19 protein-coding genes are annotated in these 21,192 nt (G+C 66.7%); 7 read left to right on the forward strand and 12 right to left on the reverse strand.

Translation table 11 applies throughout. The annotated features are described in order from the left end of the window. Positions 1-538: 538 nt before the first annotated feature. A complete protein-coding gene (locus FZ033_RS17680; protein WP_149577394.1) occupies positions 539-2,656 on the forward strand; it encodes a TonB-dependent siderophore receptor in 2,118 nt (705 codons plus the stop codon). Between the two features lie 41 nt (positions 2,657-2,697). On the opposite strand, the gene FZ033_RS17685 is transcribed toward FZ033_RS17680, so the two are convergent. The 3 genes from FZ033_RS17685 to FZ033_RS17695 form a co-directional block, all read right to left on the reverse strand. Then, positions 2,698-5,859: an efflux RND transporter permease subunit gene (locus FZ033_RS17685; RefSeq protein WP_149577395.1), complete on the reverse strand. Its 3,162-nt coding sequence runs from the start codon at positions 5,857-5,859 to the stop codon at positions 2,698-2,700. Between the two features lie 3 nt (positions 5,860-5,862). After that, positions 5,863-6,984 (reverse strand): efflux RND transporter periplasmic adaptor subunit, encoded by a 1,122-nt coding sequence (locus tag FZ033_RS17690; RefSeq protein ID WP_149577396.1) that lies wholly within the window; start codon positions 6,982-6,984, stop codon positions 5,863-5,865. Positions 6,985-7,258: 274 nt separating this feature from the next. Then, a complete protein-coding gene (locus tag FZ033_RS17695) occupies positions 7,259-8,047 on the reverse strand; it encodes an FCD domain-containing protein (RefSeq protein WP_232847548.1) in 789 nt (262 codons plus the stop codon). Positions 8,048-8,371: 324 nt separating this feature from the next. Here FZ033_RS17695 and FZ033_RS17700 point away from each other — a divergent pair, with 324 nt between their 5' ends. Then, entirely contained in the window at positions 8,372-10,057 is a 1,686-nt protein-coding gene (locus tag FZ033_RS17700) for an L-lactate permease (protein ID WP_149577398.1), read from the forward strand. Positions 10,058-10,124: 67 nt separating this feature from the next. On the opposite strand, the gene FZ033_RS17705 is transcribed toward FZ033_RS17700, so the two are convergent. Beyond that, complete coding sequence (locus FZ033_RS17705) at positions 10,125-11,234, reverse strand: AI-2E family transporter (RefSeq protein ID WP_149577399.1); 1,110 nt, start codon at positions 11,232-11,234, stop codon at positions 10,125-10,127. Positions 11,235-11,413: 179 nt separating this feature from the next. Here FZ033_RS17705 and FZ033_RS17710 point away from each other — a divergent pair, with 179 nt between their 5' ends. Beyond that, positions 11,414-11,605 (forward strand): hypothetical protein, encoded by a 192-nt coding sequence (locus FZ033_RS17710; RefSeq protein WP_012116318.1) that lies wholly within the window; start codon positions 11,414-11,416, stop codon positions 11,603-11,605. Positions 11,606-11,740: 135 nt separating this feature from the next. Here the strand turns inward: FZ033_RS17710 and FZ033_RS17715 are convergent, their stop codons facing one another. Continuing rightward, positions 11,741-12,517, reverse strand: a complete 777-nt coding sequence (locus FZ033_RS17715; protein WP_149577400.1) for a histidine phosphatase family protein — start codon at positions 12,515-12,517, stop codon at positions 11,741-11,743. A 208-nt stretch (positions 12,518-12,725) separates the two neighbouring features. Between FZ033_RS17715 and FZ033_RS17720 the strand changes: the two genes are divergently transcribed. Further along, a complete protein-coding gene (locus tag FZ033_RS17720) occupies positions 12,726-13,064 on the forward strand; it encodes a hypothetical protein (protein ID WP_012116316.1) in 339 nt (112 codons plus the stop codon). Positions 13,065-13,246: 182 nt separating this feature from the next. Here the strand turns inward: FZ033_RS17720 and rpsI are convergent, their stop codons facing one another. From rpsI to FZ033_RS17740, 4 genes are all read right to left on the reverse strand, one after another. After that, complete coding sequence (gene rpsI, locus FZ033_RS17725; protein ID WP_149577401.1) at positions 13,247-13,729, reverse strand: 30S ribosomal protein S9; 483 nt, start codon at positions 13,727-13,729, stop codon at positions 13,247-13,249. 1 nt (position 13,730) lies between these two features. Beyond that, positions 13,731-14,192, reverse strand: coding sequence for a 50S ribosomal protein L13 (gene rplM, locus FZ033_RS17730; RefSeq protein ID WP_149577402.1), 462 nt, complete (start codon positions 14,190-14,192; stop codon positions 13,731-13,733). Positions 14,193-14,385: 193 nt separating this feature from the next. Next, positions 14,386-14,967 (reverse strand): NAD(P)H-dependent oxidoreductase, encoded by a 582-nt coding sequence (locus FZ033_RS17735; RefSeq protein ID WP_149577403.1) that lies wholly within the window; start codon positions 14,965-14,967, stop codon positions 14,386-14,388. 112 nt (positions 14,968-15,079) lie between these two features. Then, positions 15,080-15,526 (reverse strand): PaaI family thioesterase, encoded by a 447-nt coding sequence (locus tag FZ033_RS17740; RefSeq protein WP_149577404.1) that lies wholly within the window; start codon positions 15,524-15,526, stop codon positions 15,080-15,082. Between the two features lie 105 nt (positions 15,527-15,631). Between FZ033_RS17740 and FZ033_RS17745 the strand changes: the two genes are divergently transcribed. Together FZ033_RS17745 and FZ033_RS17750 are read left to right on the forward strand one after the other, a co-directional pair. Beyond that, on the forward strand, positions 15,632-16,462 hold the full coding sequence (locus FZ033_RS17745; RefSeq protein WP_149577405.1) for an enoyl-CoA hydratase: 831 nt from the start codon (positions 15,632-15,634) through the stop codon (positions 16,460-16,462). Positions 16,463-16,685: 223 nt separating this feature from the next. Next, a complete protein-coding gene (locus tag FZ033_RS17750; protein ID WP_149577406.1) occupies positions 16,686-18,134 on the forward strand; it encodes a hypothetical protein in 1,449 nt (482 codons plus the stop codon). Positions 18,135-18,299: 165 nt separating this feature from the next. Here FZ033_RS17750 and FZ033_RS17755 read toward each other — a convergent pair whose 3' ends face one another. Continuing rightward, positions 18,300-18,512: a DUF2842 domain-containing protein gene (locus tag FZ033_RS17755; RefSeq protein WP_012116308.1), complete on the reverse strand. Its 213-nt coding sequence runs from the start codon at positions 18,510-18,512 to the stop codon at positions 18,300-18,302. A gap of 253 nt (positions 18,513-18,765) precedes the next feature. Here FZ033_RS17755 and FZ033_RS17760 point away from each other — a divergent pair, with 253 nt between their 5' ends. Further along, the gene (locus FZ033_RS17760; protein WP_149577407.1) at positions 18,766-19,857 is read left to right on the forward strand and encodes a COX15/CtaA family protein; all 1,092 of its coding nucleotides are present in this window, start codon (positions 18,766-18,768) and stop codon (positions 19,855-19,857) included. An 83-nt stretch (positions 19,858-19,940) separates the two neighbouring features. On the opposite strand, the gene FZ033_RS17765 is transcribed toward FZ033_RS17760, so the two are convergent. Both FZ033_RS17765 and FZ033_RS17770 read right to left on the reverse strand, forming a co-directional pair. Then, on the reverse strand, positions 19,941-20,636 hold the full coding sequence (locus tag FZ033_RS17765) for an LrgB family protein (protein WP_149577408.1): 696 nt from the start codon (positions 20,634-20,636) through the stop codon (positions 19,941-19,943). Continuing rightward, positions 20,626-21,090: a CidA/LrgA family protein gene (locus tag FZ033_RS17770; protein ID WP_408068493.1), complete on the reverse strand. Its 465-nt coding sequence runs from the start codon at positions 21,088-21,090 to the stop codon at positions 20,626-20,628. The genes FZ033_RS17765 and FZ033_RS17770 overlap by 11 nt, the downstream gene beginning before the upstream one ends. Positions 21,091-21,192: the final 102 nt, after the last annotated feature.

A 21,192-nucleotide genomic window follows, 5' to 3' on the forward strand; every position in this document is an offset into this window, starting at 1 on the left:
GAGGCCGTGACAAAGGGCCGTGACACAGGCCAGGCCCACGCTTTTCCATGGGTCTCAGTCGGTCATGGTGCTGTAGCAGTCAAACGGCAGGCGCTCAGAAAAATGCAACAAACCGTCGCGATTATCGCTCTTCCAAACTCGCAGCGCGACCAATTCGACGCACTTTCAAATTATTCCATTTCTGAAAAGACATTGTGCACAATCAGAAAATCCCCGCATGCACGCCATTTTTCGTCGGTAATGTAGCCAACACGCCAGATGACATCTTCAGTTTGTATCTGTTTTGAACGATGATCAATCAGGGTCTGCGGGATTATTAGATCATTTCCAAAATTTACTACTACAGCGAATTTGCAAAACTCAGGGCTGGTTCACGCCGTGGCGGGACCACGGCTTCAGGCCATCGCTTCGGGTAGCGGCCGGGCGATGGCAGGATCAGGTTCGGGGTAAGGGTCAGATGTCTTCACATGCAGCGCCGAGGCTTCGCCGGCATCCTCTTCATCGGCATTGTCTTCGTCGACATCTCTTGGCTTCGGCCATGGGCTTCCTGCAGCTCGCCGCCGCATCCGGCCTCGCCGTAGCCCAGACGGCGCCGCAGGCCGAGGAGCCGGCGCAGGACAACACCGAGCTGCCCACCGTGCAGGTGCAGGCCGAGCACGGCGACGGGGTGATGGTAGGGTATCAGCCGGTGGCCACCTCCACCGCCACGCTCACCCAGATGCCGATCCTCGACATTCCGGCGGCGGTGAACGTGGTGACCCAGGAGGTCATCCAGGACCAGAACGCCCGCACCCTCGACGAGGTGCTGGCCAACATCAGCAACGTCACCCAGGCCAACACGCTGGGCGGCACCCAGGATGCCTTCATCCGCCGCGGCTTCGGCGACAACCGCGACGGCGGCGTGCTCACCAACGGCCTGCGCACGGTGCTGCCGCGCAGCTTCAATGCCACCACGGACCGGGTGGAGGTGCTGAAAGGCCCCGCCTCCACCCTCTACGGCATCCAGGAGCCGGGCGGCATCATCAACGTCATCACCAAGCGGCCGCAGGAGACGTTCAGCGCCAACCTGTTCGGATCGCTCACCAGCTTCGGCGGCAGCTGGGGCGATTTCGATATCACCGGCCCCATCGCCGGGACCAATTTCGCCTACCGTCTCATCGGCGAGATGCAGGACACCAATTACTGGCGCAATTTCGGCGAGACCGAGCAGACGCTGATCTCCCCTGCCCTTGCCTGGTATGGCGACAGCACGGCGGTGAATGTCTCCTACACCCACCGCGACTATTCCGTGCCGTTCGATCGCGGCACCATCTTCGACCTCGGCACCGGCAAGGCCGTGCAGGTGGACCGCCGCACGCGGTTCGACGAGAAATACAACATCACCGATGGCGATTCCGACCTGTTCCTCGCCAGCGTGGAGCATGAGTTCAACGACGCCTGGAAGCTGAAGGTGAACTACGCCTGGAGCCAGGACGCTTATTCCGACAACCAGGCCCGGGTGATTGCCTATGATGCCAAAACCGGCATCCTGACCCGCCGGGCCGATGCCACCCAGGGTTCCACCCAGACCGGCAACAATGCGCGCGCCGACCTCAGCGGCCGGGTGGACATTGCCGGCTTCAAGAACGAACTGCTGTTCGGCGTCGCCTACAACGACTACGACCTGCTGCGCACGGACATGCTGCGCTGCAAGAACCAGAAGGGCTTCAACATCTATGCCCCGGTCTATGGCACGCTGCCCCTGTGCACCACCGTGTCGGCGGCGGACAGCGACCAGACCATCCAGCAGACCCTCTACAATGGCTACGCGCAGGACGCCTTCTACCTGACCGAGCAGTGGATCCTGGTGGCCGGTGCCAGCTACCAGTACTACACGCAGATGGCGGGCAAGGGCCGGCCCTTCAACCTGAACACGGACCAGGAGGGCAGCGCCTTCATGCCCCGGGCGGGCATCGTCTACAAGGCGACGGACAAGCTGTCGCTGTATGCCAACTACTCAACCTCCTTCATGCCGCAAAGCTCCATCGCCGACTATATCGGCGCGCTGGATCCCGAGACCGGCGTGTCCTACGAGGCGGGCGTGAAGTTCGAGCTGATGAAGGGCCTCACCGGCACGGCGGCGCTGTTCAACATCGAGAAGGAGAACGTGCTCTATACCGAGGTGATCAATGGCGAGAGCTATGCCAAGACCGCCGGCAAGGTGCGCTCGCGCGGCCTGGAATTCGACATCGCCGGCGCGGTGACGGACAAGATCAACATCATCGCCAGCTACGGCTATACGGACGCGGTGATCGTCGAAGACGCGCAATATGCCGGCAAGACCCCAGCCAACGTGGCGCGCCACACCTATTCCCTGTTCACCACCTATGATTTCGGCAAGGTATGGGGCGACAACACCTTGAAGGTGGGCGGCGGCTTCCATGGCCGCAGCGCGGCCCCCGGCGTGCCGGCCAATACCTATTGGCTGCCCGCCTACGTGGTGTTCGACGCCATGGTCGCCTACACCATCGCCGCCGAGCGCCCGCTCACGGTACAGCTCAACGTGAAGAACCTGTTCGACACCACCTATTATTCGTCGTCGATTGGAACCAACAATCTCGGCAACACCATCGGCGACCCGCTGGAAGCGACACTCTCCGCCCGCATGACGTTCTGAGCGCGGACCTGACCGAGGTTCGGCCAAGGCCTGCCCTTGCGTCAGTCGCCGTGGGGGGCGGGCGCGTCCGGCGCCGGGTGCACCTTCGGGCGGGAGCCGGGGCGCAGCTTCTCGCGGATGCCCTGGAACAGCACGTAGAGCGGCGGGATGACGAAGATGCCGAGGAAGGACGCGGCGATCATGCCGCCGAACACCGGCGTGCCCACGTTCTGCCGCGCCATCTGCGCCGCGCCCGTCGCCACCACCAGCGGGTAGAGGCCGAGGATGAAGGCGAGCGAGGTCATCATCACCGGGCGGAACCGCAGGCGCGACCCCTCGGTGGCGGCCTGGAGCAGATCCTCCCCGTGCTCGCGCCGCTCCTTGGCGAACTCGACGATGAGGATGCCGTTCTTGGCCGCGAGGCCGATGAGCACGATCATGCCGATCTGCCCGTAGAGGTCGAGGGTGAGCCGGCCGATGACGATGGCCGCGAACGCCCCCAGCATGCCCACGGTGACGGAGAGCAGCACCGGCACCGGGATCGACCAGCTCTCATAGAGCGCCACCAGGAACAGGAAGGCGAACAGCACGGCGAAGGCGAGGATCGTCCCCGTCTTGCCCTCCGCCCGCTTCTCCTGAAACGAGGTGTCGGTCCACGCGCCGGAGAAGCCCTGCGGCAGGGTCTTCGCCGCAACCTCGTCCATGGCGGCGAGCGCCTGGCCGGAGGAGGTGCCTTCCGCCGGCGCGCCCTGCACCGTCACCGCCCGCTTGTTGTTGTAGCGGATCAGCGCCGGCGGGCCGATCTCCACCCGTACCTCCACGATGGAGCGCAGCGGGATCATCTCGCCTTTGTTGTTGCGCACATGGATGCGGTAGATGTCGTCGATGCTCTTGCGATCCTCCGCTTCCGCCTGCACCTGGACCTGCCAGGTGCGGCCGTAGAGGTTCATGTCGTTCACATAGAGCCCGCCGAGCGAGGTCTGGAGCGCCTGGAACACGCTGTCCAGCGGCACGCCCAGCACCTGGGCCTTGTCCCGGTCGATATCGAGCTGGATCGAGGGATTGGACGCGGAATAGGTGGAGAACACGCGGGTCAGGCGCGGGTCCTGGTTGGCCGCTACCAGAAGGCCGCGCAGCACCTGCGCCAGCGCCTTCGGGTCCCCTGCCCGCAGGTCCTGCAGCACGAAGCTGAAGCCGCCGCCGGTACCGAGGCCGACGATGGGCGGCGGTGCCAGCGGCACGACGGAGCCGCCGGAGATGGAGCGCATCTTCGGCCCGAGCCGGGCGAGGATGGCGGCGGTGCCGTTCTCAGCGCCTTTGCGCTCCTCGAACGGCTTCAGCGTCACCACGATGAAGGCGGCGTTGGGCTGGGAATAATTGTCGATGAAGTTGAGGCCGATGACGGAGGTGAAGTCCTCCACCGTGTGCTCTTCCCTCAGCAACGCCTCGGCCTTGCGGATCACCTCGGTGGTGCGGCCCACGGAAGCGCCGCCGGGCAGTTGCACCACCACGAAGAAGGCGCCCTGGTCGTCCTCGGGCAGGAAGCCGGTGGGGGTCATCTTGGACAGGGCGAAGATGCCGCCCGAGGCCACGAACACGCACACCAGCCCGATGAGCGAGAAGCGCACGATGCGTGCCACCGCCGCGCCATAGGCATCGCGCACCTTGTCGATGCCGCGCATCACATAGCCGATGGGCCCCTTCTTCGGCCCGTGGGCGGGCTTCAGCAGGATGGCGCAGAGCGCCGGCGAGAGGGTGAGCGCGTTGATGGCCGACAGGAACATGGCCACCGCCACCGTCACCGCGAACTGCCGGAACAGCTCGCCGGAGATGCCGGGAATGAAGGCCACCGGCACGAACACGGAGAGCAGCACCAGGGTGATGGCGATGATGGGCGCGGTGATTTCCGCCATGGCCCGCTTGGTGGCCTCGGCGGGGGTAAGCTCGGGATGCTCCTCCATCACGCGCTCGACGTTCTCCACCACCACGATGGCGTCATCCACCACGATGCCGATGGCGAGCACGATGGCCAGCAGCGACACCGAGTTCGCCGAATAGCCGATGGCGTTGAGCACGATGAAGGTGCCGATGAGGCTCACCGGCACCGCGAGCGTCGGGATCAGGGTGGCCCGGAAGCTGCCGAGGAAGAGGTAGACCACTAGCACGACGAGGATGAACGCCTCGATCAGGGTCTTCTGCACCTCGTGGATGGTCTCCACCACGAAGGAGGTGGGGTCGTAGGTGACCTTCCAGGCGAGGTCCTCGGGGAAGGCCTTCGACAGCTCATCCATGCGCTTGCGGATGGCGTTGATGGTGGTGATGGCGTTGGCGCCGGGCGACTGGTAGAGCGCCAGAACCGCCGCCGGGCCACCGTTGAACAGGGTCTCGCGGTCAAGGTTGGCCGCGCCCAGCTCCAGCCGCGCCACGTCGCCGAGGCGCAGCACCGAGCCGTCCTCATTGGTGCGCAGGACGATCTTCTCGAATTCCTCGATGCTGGACAGCCGGCCCTTGGTGCGCAGGTTCAGCTGCAGCTGCTGGTCGTCGGAGATGGGCCGCGCGCCGATGCGGCCCACCGCCGCCTGGATGTTCTGCGCCCGGATGGCGGCGACGATGTCCTGGGTGGTGAGGCCGAGGCCGGTGAGCCGGTCGGTCTTCACCCAGGCGCGGACGGCATAGTCCTGCGGCCCCCAGAGGGAGGCGTCGCCCACGCCCGGAATGCTTTTCAGCTCGTCGAGGATGTTGATGGTGACGTAGTTGGAGATATAGAGCGGATCCCAGGTCTTCTTCGGCGAGGAAATGGCCAGCACGCCGAGCAGCGCCGACGACTTCTTCTTCACCACCACGCCCTGGCGCTTCACGTCGTCCGGCAGCTTGGACAGCGCCACCTGGACGCGGTTGTTCATGTTGACGGTGTTGATGTCCGGGTCGGTACCCAGCTCGAACGAGCCGGTGAGCGAATAGCTTCCGTCGTCGCCGGAGACGCTCTTCATGTAGATGAGCTTGTCCACGCCCACCACCTGCGCCTCGATGGGCTGGGCGATGGTGGCATCCACCACTTCGGCGGAGGCGCCGGGATAGGCGGTGGTCACCGACACCTGCGGCGGGATGATATCGGGATACTGCGCCACCGGGATCGCCAGCAGCGAGAGCAGGCCGGCGATGGTCGTGACGATGGCGATGACGATGGCGAGCCGCGGGCGGTCGACGAAGACGGAGGAGAGCATGGCTCAGCCTTTCAGGCCGATGGCCGTCGGGGTTGCGCGCACCGCGACGCCGGGCTTCAGGCTCTCGAAGCCCTCCACGATCACCGGCTCGCCGGCCTTCACCCCATCTGTAACGATGATGTTCGGCCCCTGGGTGCCGCCGGTCTTCACCCGGCGCACCACCGCCTTGCCGTTCTCCACCACGAACACATAGACGCCGGCTTGGTCGGCGATCAGCGCCGCCTGTGGGATCACCACCCGCTCCTCCGGCGTCCCCGCCTTCAGCTCCACGCGGACCAGCTGGCCATCCACCAGCTTGCCGGCGGGGTTGGGCACGTCGGCGCGCAGGATCATGGTGTCGGTGGTGCGATTGACCGACACGTCCACGAAATTCACCCGCCCCACCTCGCCATAGACCCCGCCGTCGGCGAACTTGATGCGCACCTCCACGTTGGAGAGGTCTATCTTCCCCTCGTCCTTCTGCGCCTCCAGATAGTCGCGCTGGCTCACCGGGAAGGTGACGTACATGGGGTCCTGGCTCACCACCGTGGCGAGCACGCCGCTGTCCGGCCCCACGATGTGGCCGCGGGTGACCGCCGAGCGGCCGATGCGGCCGGTGATGGGCGAGACGATATCGGTGTAGCCGAGATTGATCTGCGTGGTGTGGAGGCTGGCTTCAGCAGACAGCAGCGCGCCCTTGGATGATTCCTCGTTCGCCACCGCCTGGTCGCGGGCCACCACCGTGCCGGCATTCTTGGCGACCAGTTCCTCGGCCCGCTCGCGCTGGATCTTGGCGAGGCTGAGGGCGGCCTTGGCCCGCTCCACGTCGCCTTCGGCATTCTCCACATCCGCCTGGAACAGCGGCTTCTCGATGCGGTAGAGCGGCGCGCCCTCCTTCACCGTCTCGCCTTCCTTGAACAGGACGGCTTCCAGCATGCCCTTCACCCGGGCGCGGATCTCCACCCGTTCCGGCGCCTCCACGCGGCCGACGAATTCCATGGCGTCGGAGATGGGCTTGAGCTCGGCTGCAACGACGCCCACCGGAATGCCGCCCGCCGGAACGTCCCCTTGGGCGCGCGCAACGGATGGGGCAAGCAGACCGAGCAACAGCAGCGAAGCGATGCGGACAGCACGGGCGCGCGACATGTCGGTCCTCCCCAGATCTTCGGAACGCCCTAGCGGCGTTTTTCGTCGGACTCTCTTCCCGGATCACGCCATCACACCCGAGGGTGCATGTCGTGTGGGAAGTGTCATCGCCCGCGAAACAGCCGCGGGTGCCGGTGATTTCGTTGGTCTACTTGTGTGAGGTACTTAAATACAGGGGATAGGGCGAACAACAAGACCATAGTCCCGATTCGCCATCTTGGGGAGAGCAACGGATGGCCGAAATCGGGACGCGGGGCGGTTCAGTCGCAGGATCTCAGCCGCGCGCCTTGCCGGCGCGCGAGGCAATGCCGCCGCCCTCGATGCGGCGCAGGGAGATTTCGAGGCGCGCATCGGCGGCCGCGATCTCCGCGATGACGCGCTGGGTGTAGCTCATGTGCGCCTCGGCGCAGCGGCCGGCGGCGTCCGGATCACGGGCCATGATGGCCTCGTAGATGGCCCGGTGCTGGTCGCGCAGCACGTCGCGCACCTCCGGCCGGGCGTAGAGCTTTTCCCGGTTGTGGAAGATGCCCTTGCGCAGCATGCCCGACAGCGCCCGCATGATGTGGAGCAGGACGATATTGTGGCTCGCCTCGTAGACGGCGAGGTGCAGGTCCACGTCGGCTTCCGCCTCGTCGCCGGCATCGGCCTCGCCATGGGCGCTGTCGATGCGCTCCATGGCTTCCCGCAGGATGGCGCGGTCCACGTCGTTGGCGCGGGTCGCGGCGAGCGTCGCCGCCATGCGCTCGAGGGTGGCGCGCAGCTCCAGATAGTCGTCCGTCACCGCCTCGCCGGACGACAGAAGATCGATCAGCGGGTCGGTGAAGCTGGTCCCGAGCGGGGCCACCACCCGGCTGCCGTTGGTGTCGGCGACAAGCAGGCCCTTGTCCTCCAGCATCTTCATGCCCTGCCGCAGGGTGGGGCGCGAGACGTTGAGGCGCACCGCCATCTCCCGTTCCGGAAGCAGCGGTTCCCCCGGGCGCAAGGCGCCCTCCACAATCAGTTCCTCGATATGTCGCGCGGTGCTCTCGGCGGCGCTGGCGCCCTTGATGCCGTCCTTGGTCATCCTGCCCATCTGTTCTGCCGCTTAAGGAGAATCAAGAGTTTAGCGGCCTTCTTGCGATTTGAACTGATTTTAGCCGCCGCCATGTGGCGGTGAAAGAGATTTCTCCAGTTGACATGTATGGTCAAAGTATTTTACCGAAATGAACATACTGGTTCATTAGAAGACCAGGTTGCCATATCCGGAGGAAAAGATTGACCGCGGCCTGTCCGGGGTCGTTTGCCATATTCACATACCTATAAACACCGCTCAGAGGCAGCAAAGATGGCACGGGCCGCATCGCGCGCCCGAACGCCCCCGCTTGTCCTGAAGCTGGAGGGGCACCCGATGATCTGGTCTCAAGTCTATGACCCCATGGGCAGCATGCTGCTGTCCACGTTGCTCGCGGCCGTACCGGTCGTAGTCCTGCTCGGCGCCATCGGCATCTTCGAGATGCGCACCCATCTGGCGGCGCTTTTGGGCCTTGCCAGCGCGCTGGTGGTGGCGGTGTTCGCCTTCGGCATGCCGGTGAAGATGGCCGGGATGTCCGCCCTCTACGGCGCCGGCTTCGGGCTCATGCCCATCGGCTGGATCATCATCAACGTCATCTTTCTCTACCAGCTCACCAGCGAGAAAGGGGAGTTCGACGTTCTCCAGCGCTCCATCCGGGGCATCTCGGATGATCGGCGCCTCCAGCTCCTGTTCATCGCCTTCTCGTTCGGTGCCTTCTTCGAGGGCGCGGCGGGCTTTGGCACCCCGGTGGCGGTCACCGCCGCCATGCTGATCGGCCTCGGCTTTTCGCCGCTCGCCGCCTCCGGCCTTTCGCTCATCGCCAATACCGCGCCGGTGGCCTACGGCGCCCTGGGCACGCCCGTGATCGCGCTTGCCGCCGTCACCGGGCTCGACCTGCAGCAGCTCTCAGGCATGATCGGCCGGCAGCTGCCGTTCTTCTCCCTGATCGTGCCGTTCTGGCTCATCTGGGCCTTTGTCGGCTTCCGCAAGATGCTGGAAGTGTGGCCGGCGCTGCTGGTGGCGGGGCTGTCGTTCGCGGTGCCGCAGTATCTCGTCTCCAACTTCCACGGCCCGTGGCTCGTGGACGTGGTGGCCGCCATCTCCTCCATGGCGGCCCTCGCCCTGTTCCTGCGGGTATGGCAGCCCAAGCGCCCCATGACCGAAGCACCCCGCGACTGGTCCTCCAAGGACCGCGAGGACACCGGCCACACGCCCGCCACCGAGACCCAGAAGCCCGGCGCGGTGTTCAAGGCCTGGCTGCCCTGGATCATCCTCTCGCTCTTCGTGTTCATCTGGGGCGTGCCCGAGGCCAAGGCGTTCTTCGACGGCATCTTTGTGGCCAAGTTCCCGGTGGAAGGCCTGCACCAGCTGGTGCAGAAGGTGCCCCCGGTGGTGGCCGCGCCCCATACCGAGGCTGCGGTGTTCAGCCTCAATCTCGTCTCCGCCACCGGCACCGGCATCCTGCTCGCCGGCATCGTCTCCGGGCTCGTGCTCGGCTACAGCCCGGCAGGCCTGGTGAAGATGTACGGCAAGACGCTGTACATGATCCGCTATTCGCTGCTCACCATCGCCTGCATGCTGGCGCTGGGCTTCGTCACCCGCTATTCGGGCCTCGACGCCACGCTGGGCCTCGCCTTCGCCCATACCGGCTGGTTCTACCCGCTGTTCGGCACCCTGCTCGGCTGGGTCGGCGTGGCGGTGACCGGCTCGGACACCGCGTCCAACGTGCTGTTCGGCGGCCTGCAGAAGATCACCGCGCAGCAGCTCCACCTGAACCCGGTGCTGATGGCGGCAGCCAACTCCTCCGGCGGCGTCATGGGCAAGATGATCGACGCACAGTCCATCGTCGTCGCCTCCACCGCCACCAAGTGGTACGGGCACGAAGGCTCCATCCTGCGCTATGTGTTCTTCCACTCCATCGCGCTGGCGGTGCTGGTGGGCTTGCTGATCATGGCCCAGGCCTATCTGCCGCCCTTCACCAGCATGGTCCCCACCGTCATCGCGCCGGTGGTGGGGCACTGAACCACGCGTTTCCGCCGGCGCGCAGAACGCGCCGGCGGAATGCCGTTCCCGGACGAAGGGACAGGCTTCAAAGGCTTTCCATATCCCGATCGGCGCCAGCGCCGCCACGGGGCGCGGCCTGCAGCCAGGCGAGCACCAGCGTGTAGCCGAGCGCCAGCACCACCGGCCCGACGAACAGGCCGAGCACGCCGGAGGTGAGCAGTCCGCCGATGGCGCCGATGAACACCACCAGCATGGGCACATCCACCCCGCGCGCCAGCATCAGCGGCCGCAGTACGTGCTCGATCAGCGACACGCCCGTGCACCACACCGCGAACACCACGGCGGGGACGGGATCGAGAATGGTGAAGGCGTAGATGACCACCGGCAGCAGCACCAGCACCAGCGGCAGCTGCACGATGGCGATGATCAGGCACAAGAGCGCCAGCAATCCCGCCGCCGGGATATCCGCCGCCAGGAAGCCGAGGCCCGCGAGCAGCGACTGGATGAGGGCGACGCCGATGATGCCCTTGGTGACGCTGCGGATGGTGCGCACCGCAAGGTCCGCATAGCTGCGCCCGCCTTCGCCCGCGAGCCGGATGGCGACATCGCCGGCGATCCGCTGCCCGCTCGCCGCATTGGCCATGAAGGCCGCCGCCACGAAGATGGCGATGATGAATTCAAGGAAGCCCACCAGCACATCCGACACCCCCGAGACCATGGAGCGCCCCATGGAGGTGAGCTCCGGGGTGATCGAGGCGAAGGCCTGGTCGAGATTGGTGGAGGCAAGCAGCCAGAAGCGGTGGATGGGGTCCCCCACCAGGATCCAGGAACGCACCGAATCCGGCGGTGGAGGCACCCGCAGGGTTCCATCCGCGAGGTGATGGGCCAAAAGCTTGAGGCTCACGATCAGCGTATCGGCGAGGAGATAGGCCGGCAGCACCAGCAGCGCGAGGGCGAGCAGCACGTAGAGCGTGGCTGCCACGGCGGTGCGGCCGTGGACCGCCGCCCTGAGCCGGACGAACAGCGGGTGAGACGCAATGGCGATGATGAGCCCCCACAGGATGGGGTTGAGGAACGGCTTCATGATGGTGAAGCACCAGATGAGCAGCAACGCCAGCGTCCCGAACCGCAGCGCCAGGCGGAGCAGCGGTTCGAAGGTCTCCGGGCTTTCCAGCCGCACGCGCATCTCGTCCATCTCGCCCTCCCTCCCCCGACCTGCATCAGTGGTGGCCCCGGCGGAGGCGGGGGTCAAGCCGCCGATCTGCCTGTTCTGGCAGGCCTATTGCATTGGGCTGGCCGGGCGGCGGATGTCCAGTATTGCGCCGCCGCCCGTGAAGCAAACATAGCGCACACAGCGCAGGCGAGGATCGCAGCATGTCCGACCATAAGGTCACCGTGGATCAACTGCCCAACGGCAAGTGGGCCTGTTTCCTGCACGTGACGGGACACGATGAACCCATCAATCTCGGCCGGGAATTCAAGAACGACGAACAGGCGGAAAACTGGCTGAACGTGTCGGAATCCGTGACCGCCATCGAGATGATGCTCCGCAAGTACAAGAAATAAGTTTGGACTGTCGCGGACCGGACAGTTGGTGCGGAGGCCGACACGGGCGGTGTCCGGCGGCCTTCGCACGTCGCGTTGCGCCCGGCCCGCATTCATCCAGACGCGGTTCGCGGCCGAATCCGGCGCGACGAGGCGTCAGGTGCAACCTTTCAACGAGCGGAGCAAGCCGCCCTCCGGCGTGCCCCAGTCGTTGTCCGGCACTTCGGCGAAGGGTGGCCCGAATTCCTGCTTCACCATGGTGAAGGCGGACGGCTGGCCGGTCTGGGCATCGAAATCAATGATCCAGAAATAGTCGTAGGTGTCGCTCGGCCACGTGTACGGCACGCCTTTGAGCCGATCGAGGTGCAGCAGGTCGTAGATGGTGACCCGCTCCACCGGCTCGCTCCGGTCCTTGGCCGCATCGCGGGCGGCGGCCATGTGATCGCGGTCGAGGTCGGTCTTGGCGATGTGGTCGTGCTCCCAGTCCACCACCAGCGTCTGCCCGGCCCATTCGGGGTTGGTTAGCATGTCGCGCACCGCCTCGCGGGTGCGCTGGTTGAGCCGCTCGACGCTCAGGTGGAAGCCGTCGCCCCGCGGCTCGGGCATGGCGCTGTAGAAGGTGACCGGCATCTCCCAGCTCTCGGCGACCGGGAAGATGGTATCCAGCGTGTGCATGGAGATGGCGAGGATCGCCTTCGGCGTTTCCCCGGGCCGGAACAGGGACTTCTGCGCGTTGAACCCGAGATAATAGGCCGCCAGCGCGCGCGCCCGCTCCATCCCCAGCGCGCACAGCTGCCAGGGGCCGGCTTTCTCGCCATGGCGCAACAGGATGATCCGCGCCGGTGCCGCCTGGGTCTCGAAGGCGGTGAGCGTGCTGGTCGCTAGGATCATCCCGGCGAGGAGCCGGGCCACCATATGCCGGGGCCGCACCATGGGAGACCTCCGCAACGGACGCGCCGAACCCGACGCGCCTTCCGAACCCTCAGGCGAAGATGCCGTGCTGCCGCGCCATGGGCAATTGTCTTTGGCGTCTTCCTCCGGTGCCATCGCGATGGCGGCGGCACACCCCTTCACACCCCGGCGGGAACGTGCTTCAAGGCGGCAGCGGGCGGTTTCGCTCGGCGGGATGCGGGACGGTATCATGGCGCATGTGAGCTGGGGAGCGAACGGCACCGCGGGAGCGATGCTGCTGGCGATAATGGCGGCGGCCGCCGTCCAGGCTTCGGCGCAGACTTATTCGTCCGGCCAGCGGATCCAGGTTTCGCCGCGTGTCATCCAGCTGCCGGTCATTCCCCAGGGCAATTATCTCGATCCCGGCCCGGGCCCCGCCATCCGCCCCGACGTGAAGATCGGCAACGACCGCAACAACGACTACGTGTTCCCGCCGGACCTCTCGGGCGGCTACGGTTCCGGCCCGCCCGGCGACCCCACCGTCAACGGCCAGTGGAGCCCCCTCGACGGCGACACCCCGAGCTTCTGATACGCGTTGGCCCTTCCGGGGGCTCGCTTCCATTCTCGATTATTTGCGCATGGCCGGGCTCGTCCCGGCCATTTGCGTTTCGGCGGCGCGGCTTGGAATACCCAGACACCGCATGGCGCACAAAAGAAAACGGCGGGGCCTGAGCCCCGCCGTTCGCATTTTTGCCGAAGCGTTCCGCCCGATCAGCGCTTGGAGAACTGGAACGAACGACGGGCCTTGGCGCGGCCGTACTTCTTGCGCTCGACCACGCGGCTGTCGCGGGTGATGAAGCCGCCCTTCTTGAGGGGGCTGCGCAGCTCGGGCTCGTAATAGGTGAGCGCCTTGGAGATGCCGTGGCGCACTGCGCCGGCCTGACCGGAGAGGCCGCCACCGGAGACGGTGCACACCACGTCGTACTGGCCTTCACGCGCCGCAGCCTGGAAGGGCTGGTTGATCATGAGGCGCAGCACGGGACGGGCGAAATACACCTCGATGTCCCGGTCGTTGACGGTGACCTTGCCGGTACCGGGGCGAACCCACACGCGGGCGACCGCGTTCTTGCGCTTGCCGGTGGCATAGGCGCGGCCGAACTTGTCCAGCTTCTGGACATGCACGGGGGCATCGGGCTGGACGGCGGCAACGCTGGCCGCGCCGAGAGCGTCGAGGGACTGGAGAACCTCGGCCATGTCAGTTCCTCACGTTCTTGCGGTTGAGCGCCGCCACGTCGAGGGCGACCGGCTGCTGGGCCTCGTGCGGGTGGGACGGGCCCTTGTAGACACGCAGGTTGCCCATGATCTTGCGACCCAGCGGGCCGCGGGCGAGCATGCGCTCCACCGCCTTCTCGATGACACGCTCCGGGAAGCGGCCTTCGAGCACGAACTTCGCGGTCCGTTCCTTGATGCCGCCCGGGAAGCCGGTGTGATGGTAATAGACCTTCTGTTCCTTCTTGCGGCCCGTGAACACCGCCTTCTCCGCGTTCACCACGACGATGTTATCGCCGCAGTCCACGTGGGGGGTGTAGATGGGCAGATGCTTGCCCTTCAGGCGCGTGGCGATGATGGTCGCGAGCCGGCCTACGACGAGGCCGCTGGCGTCAATCACCACCCACTTCTTCTCGATTTCGGCAGGCTTGGCCGAATACGTCTTCATGGGATGCTTCCGAATAAGAAGGCCGGTCGCGACGGCCTTGCGGCCAATCGCGATCCGGCGATGAACGGCTTCTAGTGGAGGCTCGCGCATCAGTCAACGCTTCAATTGCAGTAAAAATCATTATAAAACAATGCATTATAAAAATGGTGTTATAACACCGTTAAAAAACGACCTATAATCCCATGACCTTGGCCTATCTGCCGGCATGGCCGAGGGCCTCCATCCGGTCAAGCCAGCGCCGGCGTCTTGCCTCGCCCGCCGCCTCGACGCCGCCGAGCACGGTGGCGCGCACCGGAGAAAAGCCCACGAAGCCCAGGATGTTGCGCGTCAGCGCCGAGATCCCCGCCCCGAGATACCATAGCCTGAAGATGAGCGCCGGCATGCCCATGGTCACCACCACCCGGGCGGACCGACCTTCCAGCAGCATCCGCGTGCCGCCGCCCTCCACATAATCGAAGGCGAAGCCCGGCCGCAGCAGCTGTTCCAGGAAGCCCTTGAGCACGGCGGGCATGCCGCCGAGCCAGAGCGGGAAGAAGAGCGCCACATGCTCCGCCTCCACCAGCGCCGCGCGGGTGGCGGCAAGGGCATGGAGCGGCGGGGCATGGCGGAAATCATGCTGGGTGCGCAGCAACGGGATGTCGAGCCGGCCCACGTCCACCCGCAGCACGGTATGGCCGGCCGCCTGCGCCCCGGCCGCGTAGGCATCCGCCAGCGCGTGGCACAGATGGCCGCCGCCGGGGTCGGGATGCCCCTGGATGATCAGGATGGTCGCCATGGCCGCCTCTCCCCTTGAGCCATCCCTGGAGCGGGTTCCGGCGAGATTGCGTCGCAATCCCATCGGAACACCCGTCTCTAGCGGCTTGGAGGTGCGGCGTCCTTGACGGGGATCAGGATGCCGGCCGATCCGGGATGGAATAGGTGGCGACGCAATGGGCGACCAGTTCGTCGCTGCCCGGCCCCCGCAGCCCCACCTCGCCCACCGCAAGGCGCTTGCCCAGCTTGATCAGCTTGGCGTCGGCGAACACGGGACCTGGCGACGGCTTGCGCAGGAAATTGATGGAGAGGTTGGTGGTCACGGCCAGCCCCACCGGCCCGATCTGGCCAAGCAGGGCCACGTAGATGGCCACATCCGCCAGCGCCATCATGGCCGGGCCGGAAACCGTGCCGCCGGGCCGCAGGTGGCTTTCATCCGCATCGAGGCGGACAGTGGCGACGTTGCGGCCCACGCCTTCCACGTGGTGCGGCTTGCCCGGCCCGAAGGCTTGGGGAAACTCCAGCGTGAGGAAGGCTTCCAGCTCCTTCACCGACATTACCGCACCGCGCGCCGCGTCCATGCCTCTCGTCCCCTGCCCCTGAATGCGCTTTGGCCCGGCTCGCGCCGGGTGCTTCTTGTGAATAGGATAGTACCCCGAAGGTCAAACAGAAGAGGGCGAAAACCCATGTCGGCTGAGCCATCGGCCCACCCCGTCGCCGGCGCGGCGGCCCCCGTCGTGACGACGAGCCGTGACGGCGGTGTCCTGACGCTCACGCTGGCGCGGCCGGAGGTGCGCAACAGCCTCTCCGAGGCGATGATGGCCGCGCTCACCTCCGCCCTCGCGGCCATCGCGGCGGACACCACCGTGCGCGCCGTAGTGCTGGCGGCGGAAGGCCCGGTCTATTCCGCCGGCCACGACCTGAAGGAGATCCAGGCCCATCGCGGCGACGCCGACCGGGGCCGGGCCTATTTCGAGGACGTGCTTGAGCGCTGCGCCACGCTGATGACGGCCATCGTCCGCCTGCCCCAGCCGGTGATTGCCGCCGTGGAAGGCATGGCCACCGCCGCCGGCTGCCAGTTGGTGGCGAGCTGCGACCTCGCCGTGGCGGGGGAGAAGGCGCGCTTCTGCACGCCGGGGGTGAACATCGGCCTGTTCTGCCACACCCCCATGGTGGCGCTCTCGCGCAACCTGGTGCGCAAGCACGCTATGGAAATGCTGCTGCTGGGCGAATGGGTGGAGGCGGAGGAGGCCCGCCGCATGGGCCTCGTCAACCGCGTGGTGCCGGCCGGCGAGGCGCTGGCCGAGGCGCAGGCCCTCGCGCGCCGAATCGCCGAGAAGTCCCAGGTGCCGGTAAAGCTCGGCAAGGCCGCCTTCTACAGCCAGATGGAGATGGGCCTGGACGACGCCTATGCCTATGCCTCCCGCGTCATGGCCGAGAACATGCTGGCCCGCGACGCCGACGAAGGCATTTCCGCGGTCCTCGCCAAGCGTGCACCCAGCTGGGAGGACCGGTGACGGCACCCCCTTGCGGACGGCTCTGACAGCCTCGTTTACCAACCATCAACCATAATCCGCTCAACTCGATGAAGGCTGGTGCGACTCGCGCCGCCTGCGAGGGGCCGTTCCGACCGGGGTGCTTCACGTCCGGTCGGCGAAACGGTCCCTGCCTCGAAGGTTCGGGACGGTCCGGGCGGCTTTTGTGAGCTGCGTCGGGTCCGGCTCCGGGGAGAGCGGCCCAATGGTGCACACGGACGTGGCGCACACGGATGTGGCTGAGGCCCGCACCGCACGGTGGGGAAACGCTCGCGCATGGCGCCCCGGCCTCTGGCAGGTGGCGTGGTTCTCCCTTCTCCTGGCCGTCGTCGCGAGCTTCTTTCCCCTGCGTTTCACCGCCACCACCACCGTTGCCTTCGACGTGGGCACCCAGCCGCCCGCAGCCGCCGCGCGCGGCGTGGCGCAGGTGCTCGCCTCCCGGGAGCTGGCTTATGCGGTCGCCGGCCGGCTCGCGCCCGAGGACCGTGCGCGGCTGGCGGAGGGGCTGTGGCGTCAACTCGGCGGCGCCCGCGCCGAGGCGCAGGATCGTCCGGAAGCGGTGCGCGCCGCCTGGCGGCTGCTCGACGATCTTGCTGTCACCACCATCAACGGCGGGCGCGCCTTGAGCCTGTCCCTGTCGGCGCCGACGCCGGGGCTGGCCCTGCGCGCGGCGGATGCCTATGTGGCCGCCTTCCTCGCCCTGGACGCGACCACGCGGGCCGCAGGGGATGAGCCGGCCGTCCTGCCCGCCCTGCGGCGCGGGGAGCCGGCGCGCGTGGCTTTCCTGCCCGATCCGCCGCGCCTGCTGGCGCTCGGTCTGCTGCTGGCCGCCGCCCTGACCCTGCTGATCGCCCAGCGCAACGCCGCCGCCGCGCCCGAAGTCCAGGGACCGCTGAACGGCACCGACCTGCCGCTGGAACTCAAGGGCAGCCACCGCATCGCATGGCTCGGCGGACCCGATGGCGGGCTTCAGATCGAGCCGGCTGTGGCCCGGCTTGCGGTCCAGATGACGCGGTCCGGCTCCTCGCCCCTCGTCATTGTCAGTTCCGACGACCTGCCGGAGGCCTCGGCCGCCATTGCCATCGCCCTCGCCCGGCGGCTCTCGGAAGAGGCGCGCGTGGCGCTGGTGGCCCTCGACGGCGGCTCCGCGTGCCTCGCCCGGCTCGTGCCCGATTCCTTTGCGCCGGGCATGAGCGAACTGCTGTTCGGCGTGGCCGGCTTCGGCGAGACCATCCACCGCGACGCCCGCTCCCGCGCCCATGTGATCCCGCCCGGTCGCGATGCGCGTGGCGGATCGTTCGTGGTGGGGGCCGAGCGCCTCGCTTTGGTGCTGGGGGCGCTCACACGCACCTATGATTACGTGGTGGTCGCCGCCCCGAGCCTGTCGGGTGCGGAAGGCGGCGACCGCCTGTCCGCCCTCGATCCGCTGGTGGTGTGCCTGACGGCCGACACCGCCCCCTCCACCGCGGCGGTGGAAAGCTTCGACGCTTTGGCGCAGCAGCGCTTCGCCCGCGTGGTGATGCTGTGCCTCGCCACGCCGCAGGACGCGGACGACAAGACCGAAGGTGATGCGTCGCCGTTGCCGACCCTCGACGCACAGGCATTTGCCATGGGCCGCCGCGCTGCACCGCTGCGTTATGCCGGCGCCGCCTGAGGCTGCAACCAAATCAATAGCCGACGAATAATCTTATTAAGCCGACTAATGGTACGACTGAAAGCGGCGCCATTATAATTGTGCAGCGCAGCAAATTACGCCAAACGAGCCTCATGGTTCACTTGAGTGAACTGATGCATCATATTGTAATAGAATGATTTTTATTCAGACCTTACGGTCTGGCCGCTCCATCCAGCGGATCAGCAGGCCGGCGGGGACGATCCAGAACGCCCCCAGCAGGGTGTAGCAGATCATCTGCAGGAACCAGCCGAGCTCGGTGACGCGACCTTGAGCGAAGGCCATGGCGGAGAGCGCCCAGAACACCACGAGCAGGAGCAGCAGCACCGTGCCGATGAGCTTGCGGATGCGTTGGGGCATGGACCTCGTCTCCCTCGTCTCGGCGACGCACAGGGGGCGCACCCGAGGGCATGCGGCACCCGCGCCCTTGCGCGCCATAAGCGCCCTCTATAACGGATCGAACCCGAGGGGCCAGAGCGCATCCCCGCTGGGCCCATGTCCGGCCGGCGGGAACATGCGATCATTCGTCTTGCGCGCATCGCGGGAGCGGACACGGATCGGCCTGCCCGAACCTGAGCCAGCCCCCCGGGATCGCACGGAAACTGAGGGACACATGCCGCACGTCGAGGTCATCACGCTCCCCCGCGACCGACGCGGCCCCGGTCTTGGCGCCGTGCGCCTGTGGCTTTATGCCGTTGCGGCACTCATCATCGCCATGGTGGTGGTGGGGGGCGCGACCCGCCTCACCGAATCGGGCCTCTCCATCACCGAGTGGAAGCCCGTCACCGGTGCCCTGCCCCCGCTCTCGCAGGCCGATTGGCAGGCCGAGTTCGACAAGTACCAGGCCATTCCCCAATACGAGATCCTCAACAAGGGCATGGGGCTGGAGGCGTTTAAGCGGATCTATTGGTGGGAATGGGGCCATCGCCTGCTCGGCCGGCTCATCGGCTTCGCCTTCCTCTTGCCCTTCCTGTGGTTCGCCTGGCGCGGCGTATTGCGGGGGCGGCTGCTGGCGAAGTGCCTGGTCCTGTTCCTGCTGGGTGGCCTTCAGGGCGCGGTCGGCTGGTGGATGGTGGCGTCGGGGCTGACCGCGCGCGTCTCGGTGAGCCAGTACCGTCTCGCCATCCATCTGACGCTGGCCTGCATCATCCTGTCCGCCATCGTGGCAGTCGCCCGCTCCCTGTCGCCGGAGCCGCGGCAGGTGGCGGGTGGACGCCTGCGGGCCACCGCGTGGGCGCTGGTGGTGCTGGTGCTGGTGCAGATCTTCGCCGGCGGGCTGGTGGCGGGACTTGATGCCGGCATGGCCTTTAATACCTGGCCGCTCATGGACGGCCACCTTATCCCCCCGGCCGCCCAGCTGGCGGCGGCGGAGCCGTTCTGGCGCAACCTGTTCGAGAATGCGCTGACGGTGCAGTTCAACCACCGCATGATCGCCTATGCCCTCTGGACGCTCACCCTACTCCATGCCCTCGATGCCCGACGGGCGGGTGGCATCGCGGCGCAGCGGGCGTGGGTGCTGTTCGCCCTCGTCACCGCGCAGGCCTCGCTGGGCATCCTGACGCTGATCCACCAGGTGCCTATCGATCTGGCGCTGGCCCACCAGTTCGGCGCCACCCTGGTGCTGGTGGTGGCCACGCTGCATCTGGGCGGGCTTTCGGGGCCGGTCGAGCCGGCCGCGCCGAAGCTGCGGCTAGTGAAGGGATAGGACCGGGAAAATTCTGTTTTTCCTCAGGATTGTAGCCGGATCCCCTCACGTTGATTCAACCTGTGAGGACCCGGCGCCAACCCTCAGGCCATCAAGGTGGCGACCACGGGCGCCATCAGCACGTTGAACAGGCCCGCGAGCACCATCACCAGGCCGGCGATGGAGCCCTCCTCCCCGCCGATCTGGTGGGCGCGGGCGACGCCGGCGCCGTGGGCACCCATGCCGAACAGGGCGCCGCGCGCCAGCGATGAGCGCAGGGGCATCAGCTTCATCACCAGTTCGCCGAGGGCCGCGCCGCAGATCCCGGTGACGATCACGAACACCGCCGTGAGGTCCGGCAACCCGCCGATGTCGCTGGACACGCTCATGGCGAAGGGGGTGGAGGTGGAGCGCGGCATCAGGCTGAGCTGGAGCGTATGCGACAGGCCCAGAAGGTCTGCCAGCAGGAAGGCGGTAGACATAGCCAGCGTCGAGCCCACCAGCACGCCCACCAGCAGCACCGGCCATTGGCGGCGGATGAGCGCGCGCTGCTCATAGATGGGAATGGCGAAGGCCACCGTCGCCGGGCCCATCATCAGCACCAGCCAGTGGGTGCCGCGGATATAGTCCGCATAGCCGGTATGGAGGCTGAGGGCGACGATGCCCACCGCCACCGGGGTGAGAAGCAGCGGCGAGGTCCACCAGAAGCGCCAGCGCCGGGCGACCAGCCGCGCCGCCGCATAGCAGCCGATGGTGACGGCCGACCAGAACAGCGTGGCGAACAGCGGATCACGCAGCATGGCCCGCCTCCGGCGCCGCTGCGCGCATGCGCCAGCGGTAGCAAAGGTCCACCGCCAGGGCGGTGCCGCCCATCACCGTGACGGTGCCGGTGAGGATCACCGCGGCGATCTTGAGGCCCACGAGGCCCATCAGTTCGCCGTGGTCGAGGATGGCCATCACCGCCGGGACGAAGAACAGCAGCATTTCAGCCAGCAGCCACCCTGCCCCGCGCCGCACCACGGCGGGCCGGATGTGGCCGGTGCCGAGCAGGGTCAGGACCACCACCATGCCGACGATGCCGCCGGGCAAGGGCAGATGAGTGAGCCGCACGGTCGCTTCCCCGAGGGCCCAGAAGCCGGCGAGAACCGCGATCTGAAGGATCATGCTGCGATGCAGCGTAATGCGCATGCTGCGCAGCATGTTGCGCAACAAGGGCAGGCGGGACAAGGAATGGGAAGACATGGGGGCAGACATGGGGCACACACCGTTCGGCACCTGAAGTGCCATTGCCGGCAATATAGTATGCGGTGCAGTATGATGAAAATGAATTGACTGAATTCAGTTCATTCCATAATC

This window comes from Xanthobacter oligotrophicus, assembly GCF_008364685.1.
GTDB classification, from domain to species: Bacteria; Pseudomonadota; Alphaproteobacteria; order Rhizobiales; family Xanthobacteraceae; genus Xanthobacter; species Xanthobacter oligotrophicus.

Coding starts and splice junctions, on each gene's coding strand:
- FZ033_RS17680 (WP_149577394.1), top strand. CDS start 539: ATGGGCTTCCTGCAGCTCGCCGCCGCATCCGGCCTCGCCGTAGCCCAG.
- FZ033_RS17715 (WP_149577400.1), bottom strand. CDS start 12,517: ATGGTGCGGCCCCGGCATATGGTGGCCCGGCTCCTCGCCGGGATGATC.
- FZ033_RS17755 (WP_012116308.1), bottom strand. CDS start 18,512: ATGCCCCAACGCATCCGCAAGCTCATCGGCACGGTGCTGCTGCTCCTG.
- FZ033_RS17735 (WP_149577403.1), bottom strand. CDS start 14,967: ATGGCGACCATCCTGATCATCCAGGGGCATCCCGACCCCGGCGGCGGC.
- FZ033_RS17740 (WP_149577404.1), bottom strand. CDS start 15,526: ATGGACGCGGCGCGCGGTGCGGTAATGTCGGTGAAGGAGCTGGAAGCC.
- FZ033_RS17720 (WP_012116316.1), top strand. CDS start 12,726: ATGGCGCATGTGAGCTGGGGAGCGAACGGCACCGCGGGAGCGATGCTG.
- FZ033_RS17750 (WP_149577406.1), top strand. CDS start 16,686: ATGGTGCACACGGACGTGGCGCACACGGATGTGGCTGAGGCCCGCACC.
- FZ033_RS17760 (WP_149577407.1), top strand. CDS start 18,766: ATGCCGCACGTCGAGGTCATCACGCTCCCCCGCGACCGACGCGGCCCC.
- rpsI (WP_149577401.1), bottom strand. CDS start 13,729: ATGGCCGAGGTTCTCCAGTCCCTCGACGCTCTCGGCGCGGCCAGCGTT.
- FZ033_RS17745 (WP_149577405.1), top strand. CDS start 15,632: ATGTCGGCTGAGCCATCGGCCCACCCCGTCGCCGGCGCGGCGGCCCCC.
- FZ033_RS17700 (WP_149577398.1), top strand. CDS start 8,372: ATGATCTGGTCTCAAGTCTATGACCCCATGGGCAGCATGCTGCTGTCC.
- FZ033_RS17705 (WP_149577399.1), bottom strand. CDS start 11,234: ATGGACGAGATGCGCGTGCGGCTGGAAAGCCCGGAGACCTTCGAACCG.
- FZ033_RS17690 (WP_149577396.1), bottom strand. CDS start 6,984: ATGTCGCGCGCCCGTGCTGTCCGCATCGCTTCGCTGCTGTTGCTCGGT.
- FZ033_RS17770 (WP_408068493.1), bottom strand. CDS start 21,090: ATGTCTGCCCCCATGTCTTCCCATTCCTTGTCCCGCCTGCCCTTGTTG.
- rplM (WP_149577402.1), bottom strand. CDS start 14,192: ATGAAGACGTATTCGGCCAAGCCTGCCGAAATCGAGAAGAAGTGGGTG.
- FZ033_RS17765 (WP_149577408.1), bottom strand. CDS start 20,636: ATGCTGCGTGATCCGCTGTTCGCCACGCTGTTCTGGTCGGCCGTCACC.
- FZ033_RS17685 (WP_149577395.1), bottom strand. CDS start 5,859: ATGCTCTCCTCCGTCTTCGTCGACCGCCCGCGGCTCGCCATCGTCATC.
- FZ033_RS17695 (WP_232847548.1), bottom strand. CDS start 8,047: ATGACCAAGGACGGCATCAAGGGCGCCAGCGCCGCCGAGAGCACCGCG.
- FZ033_RS17710 (WP_012116318.1), top strand. CDS start 11,414: ATGTCCGACCATAAGGTCACCGTGGATCAACTGCCCAACGGCAAGTGG.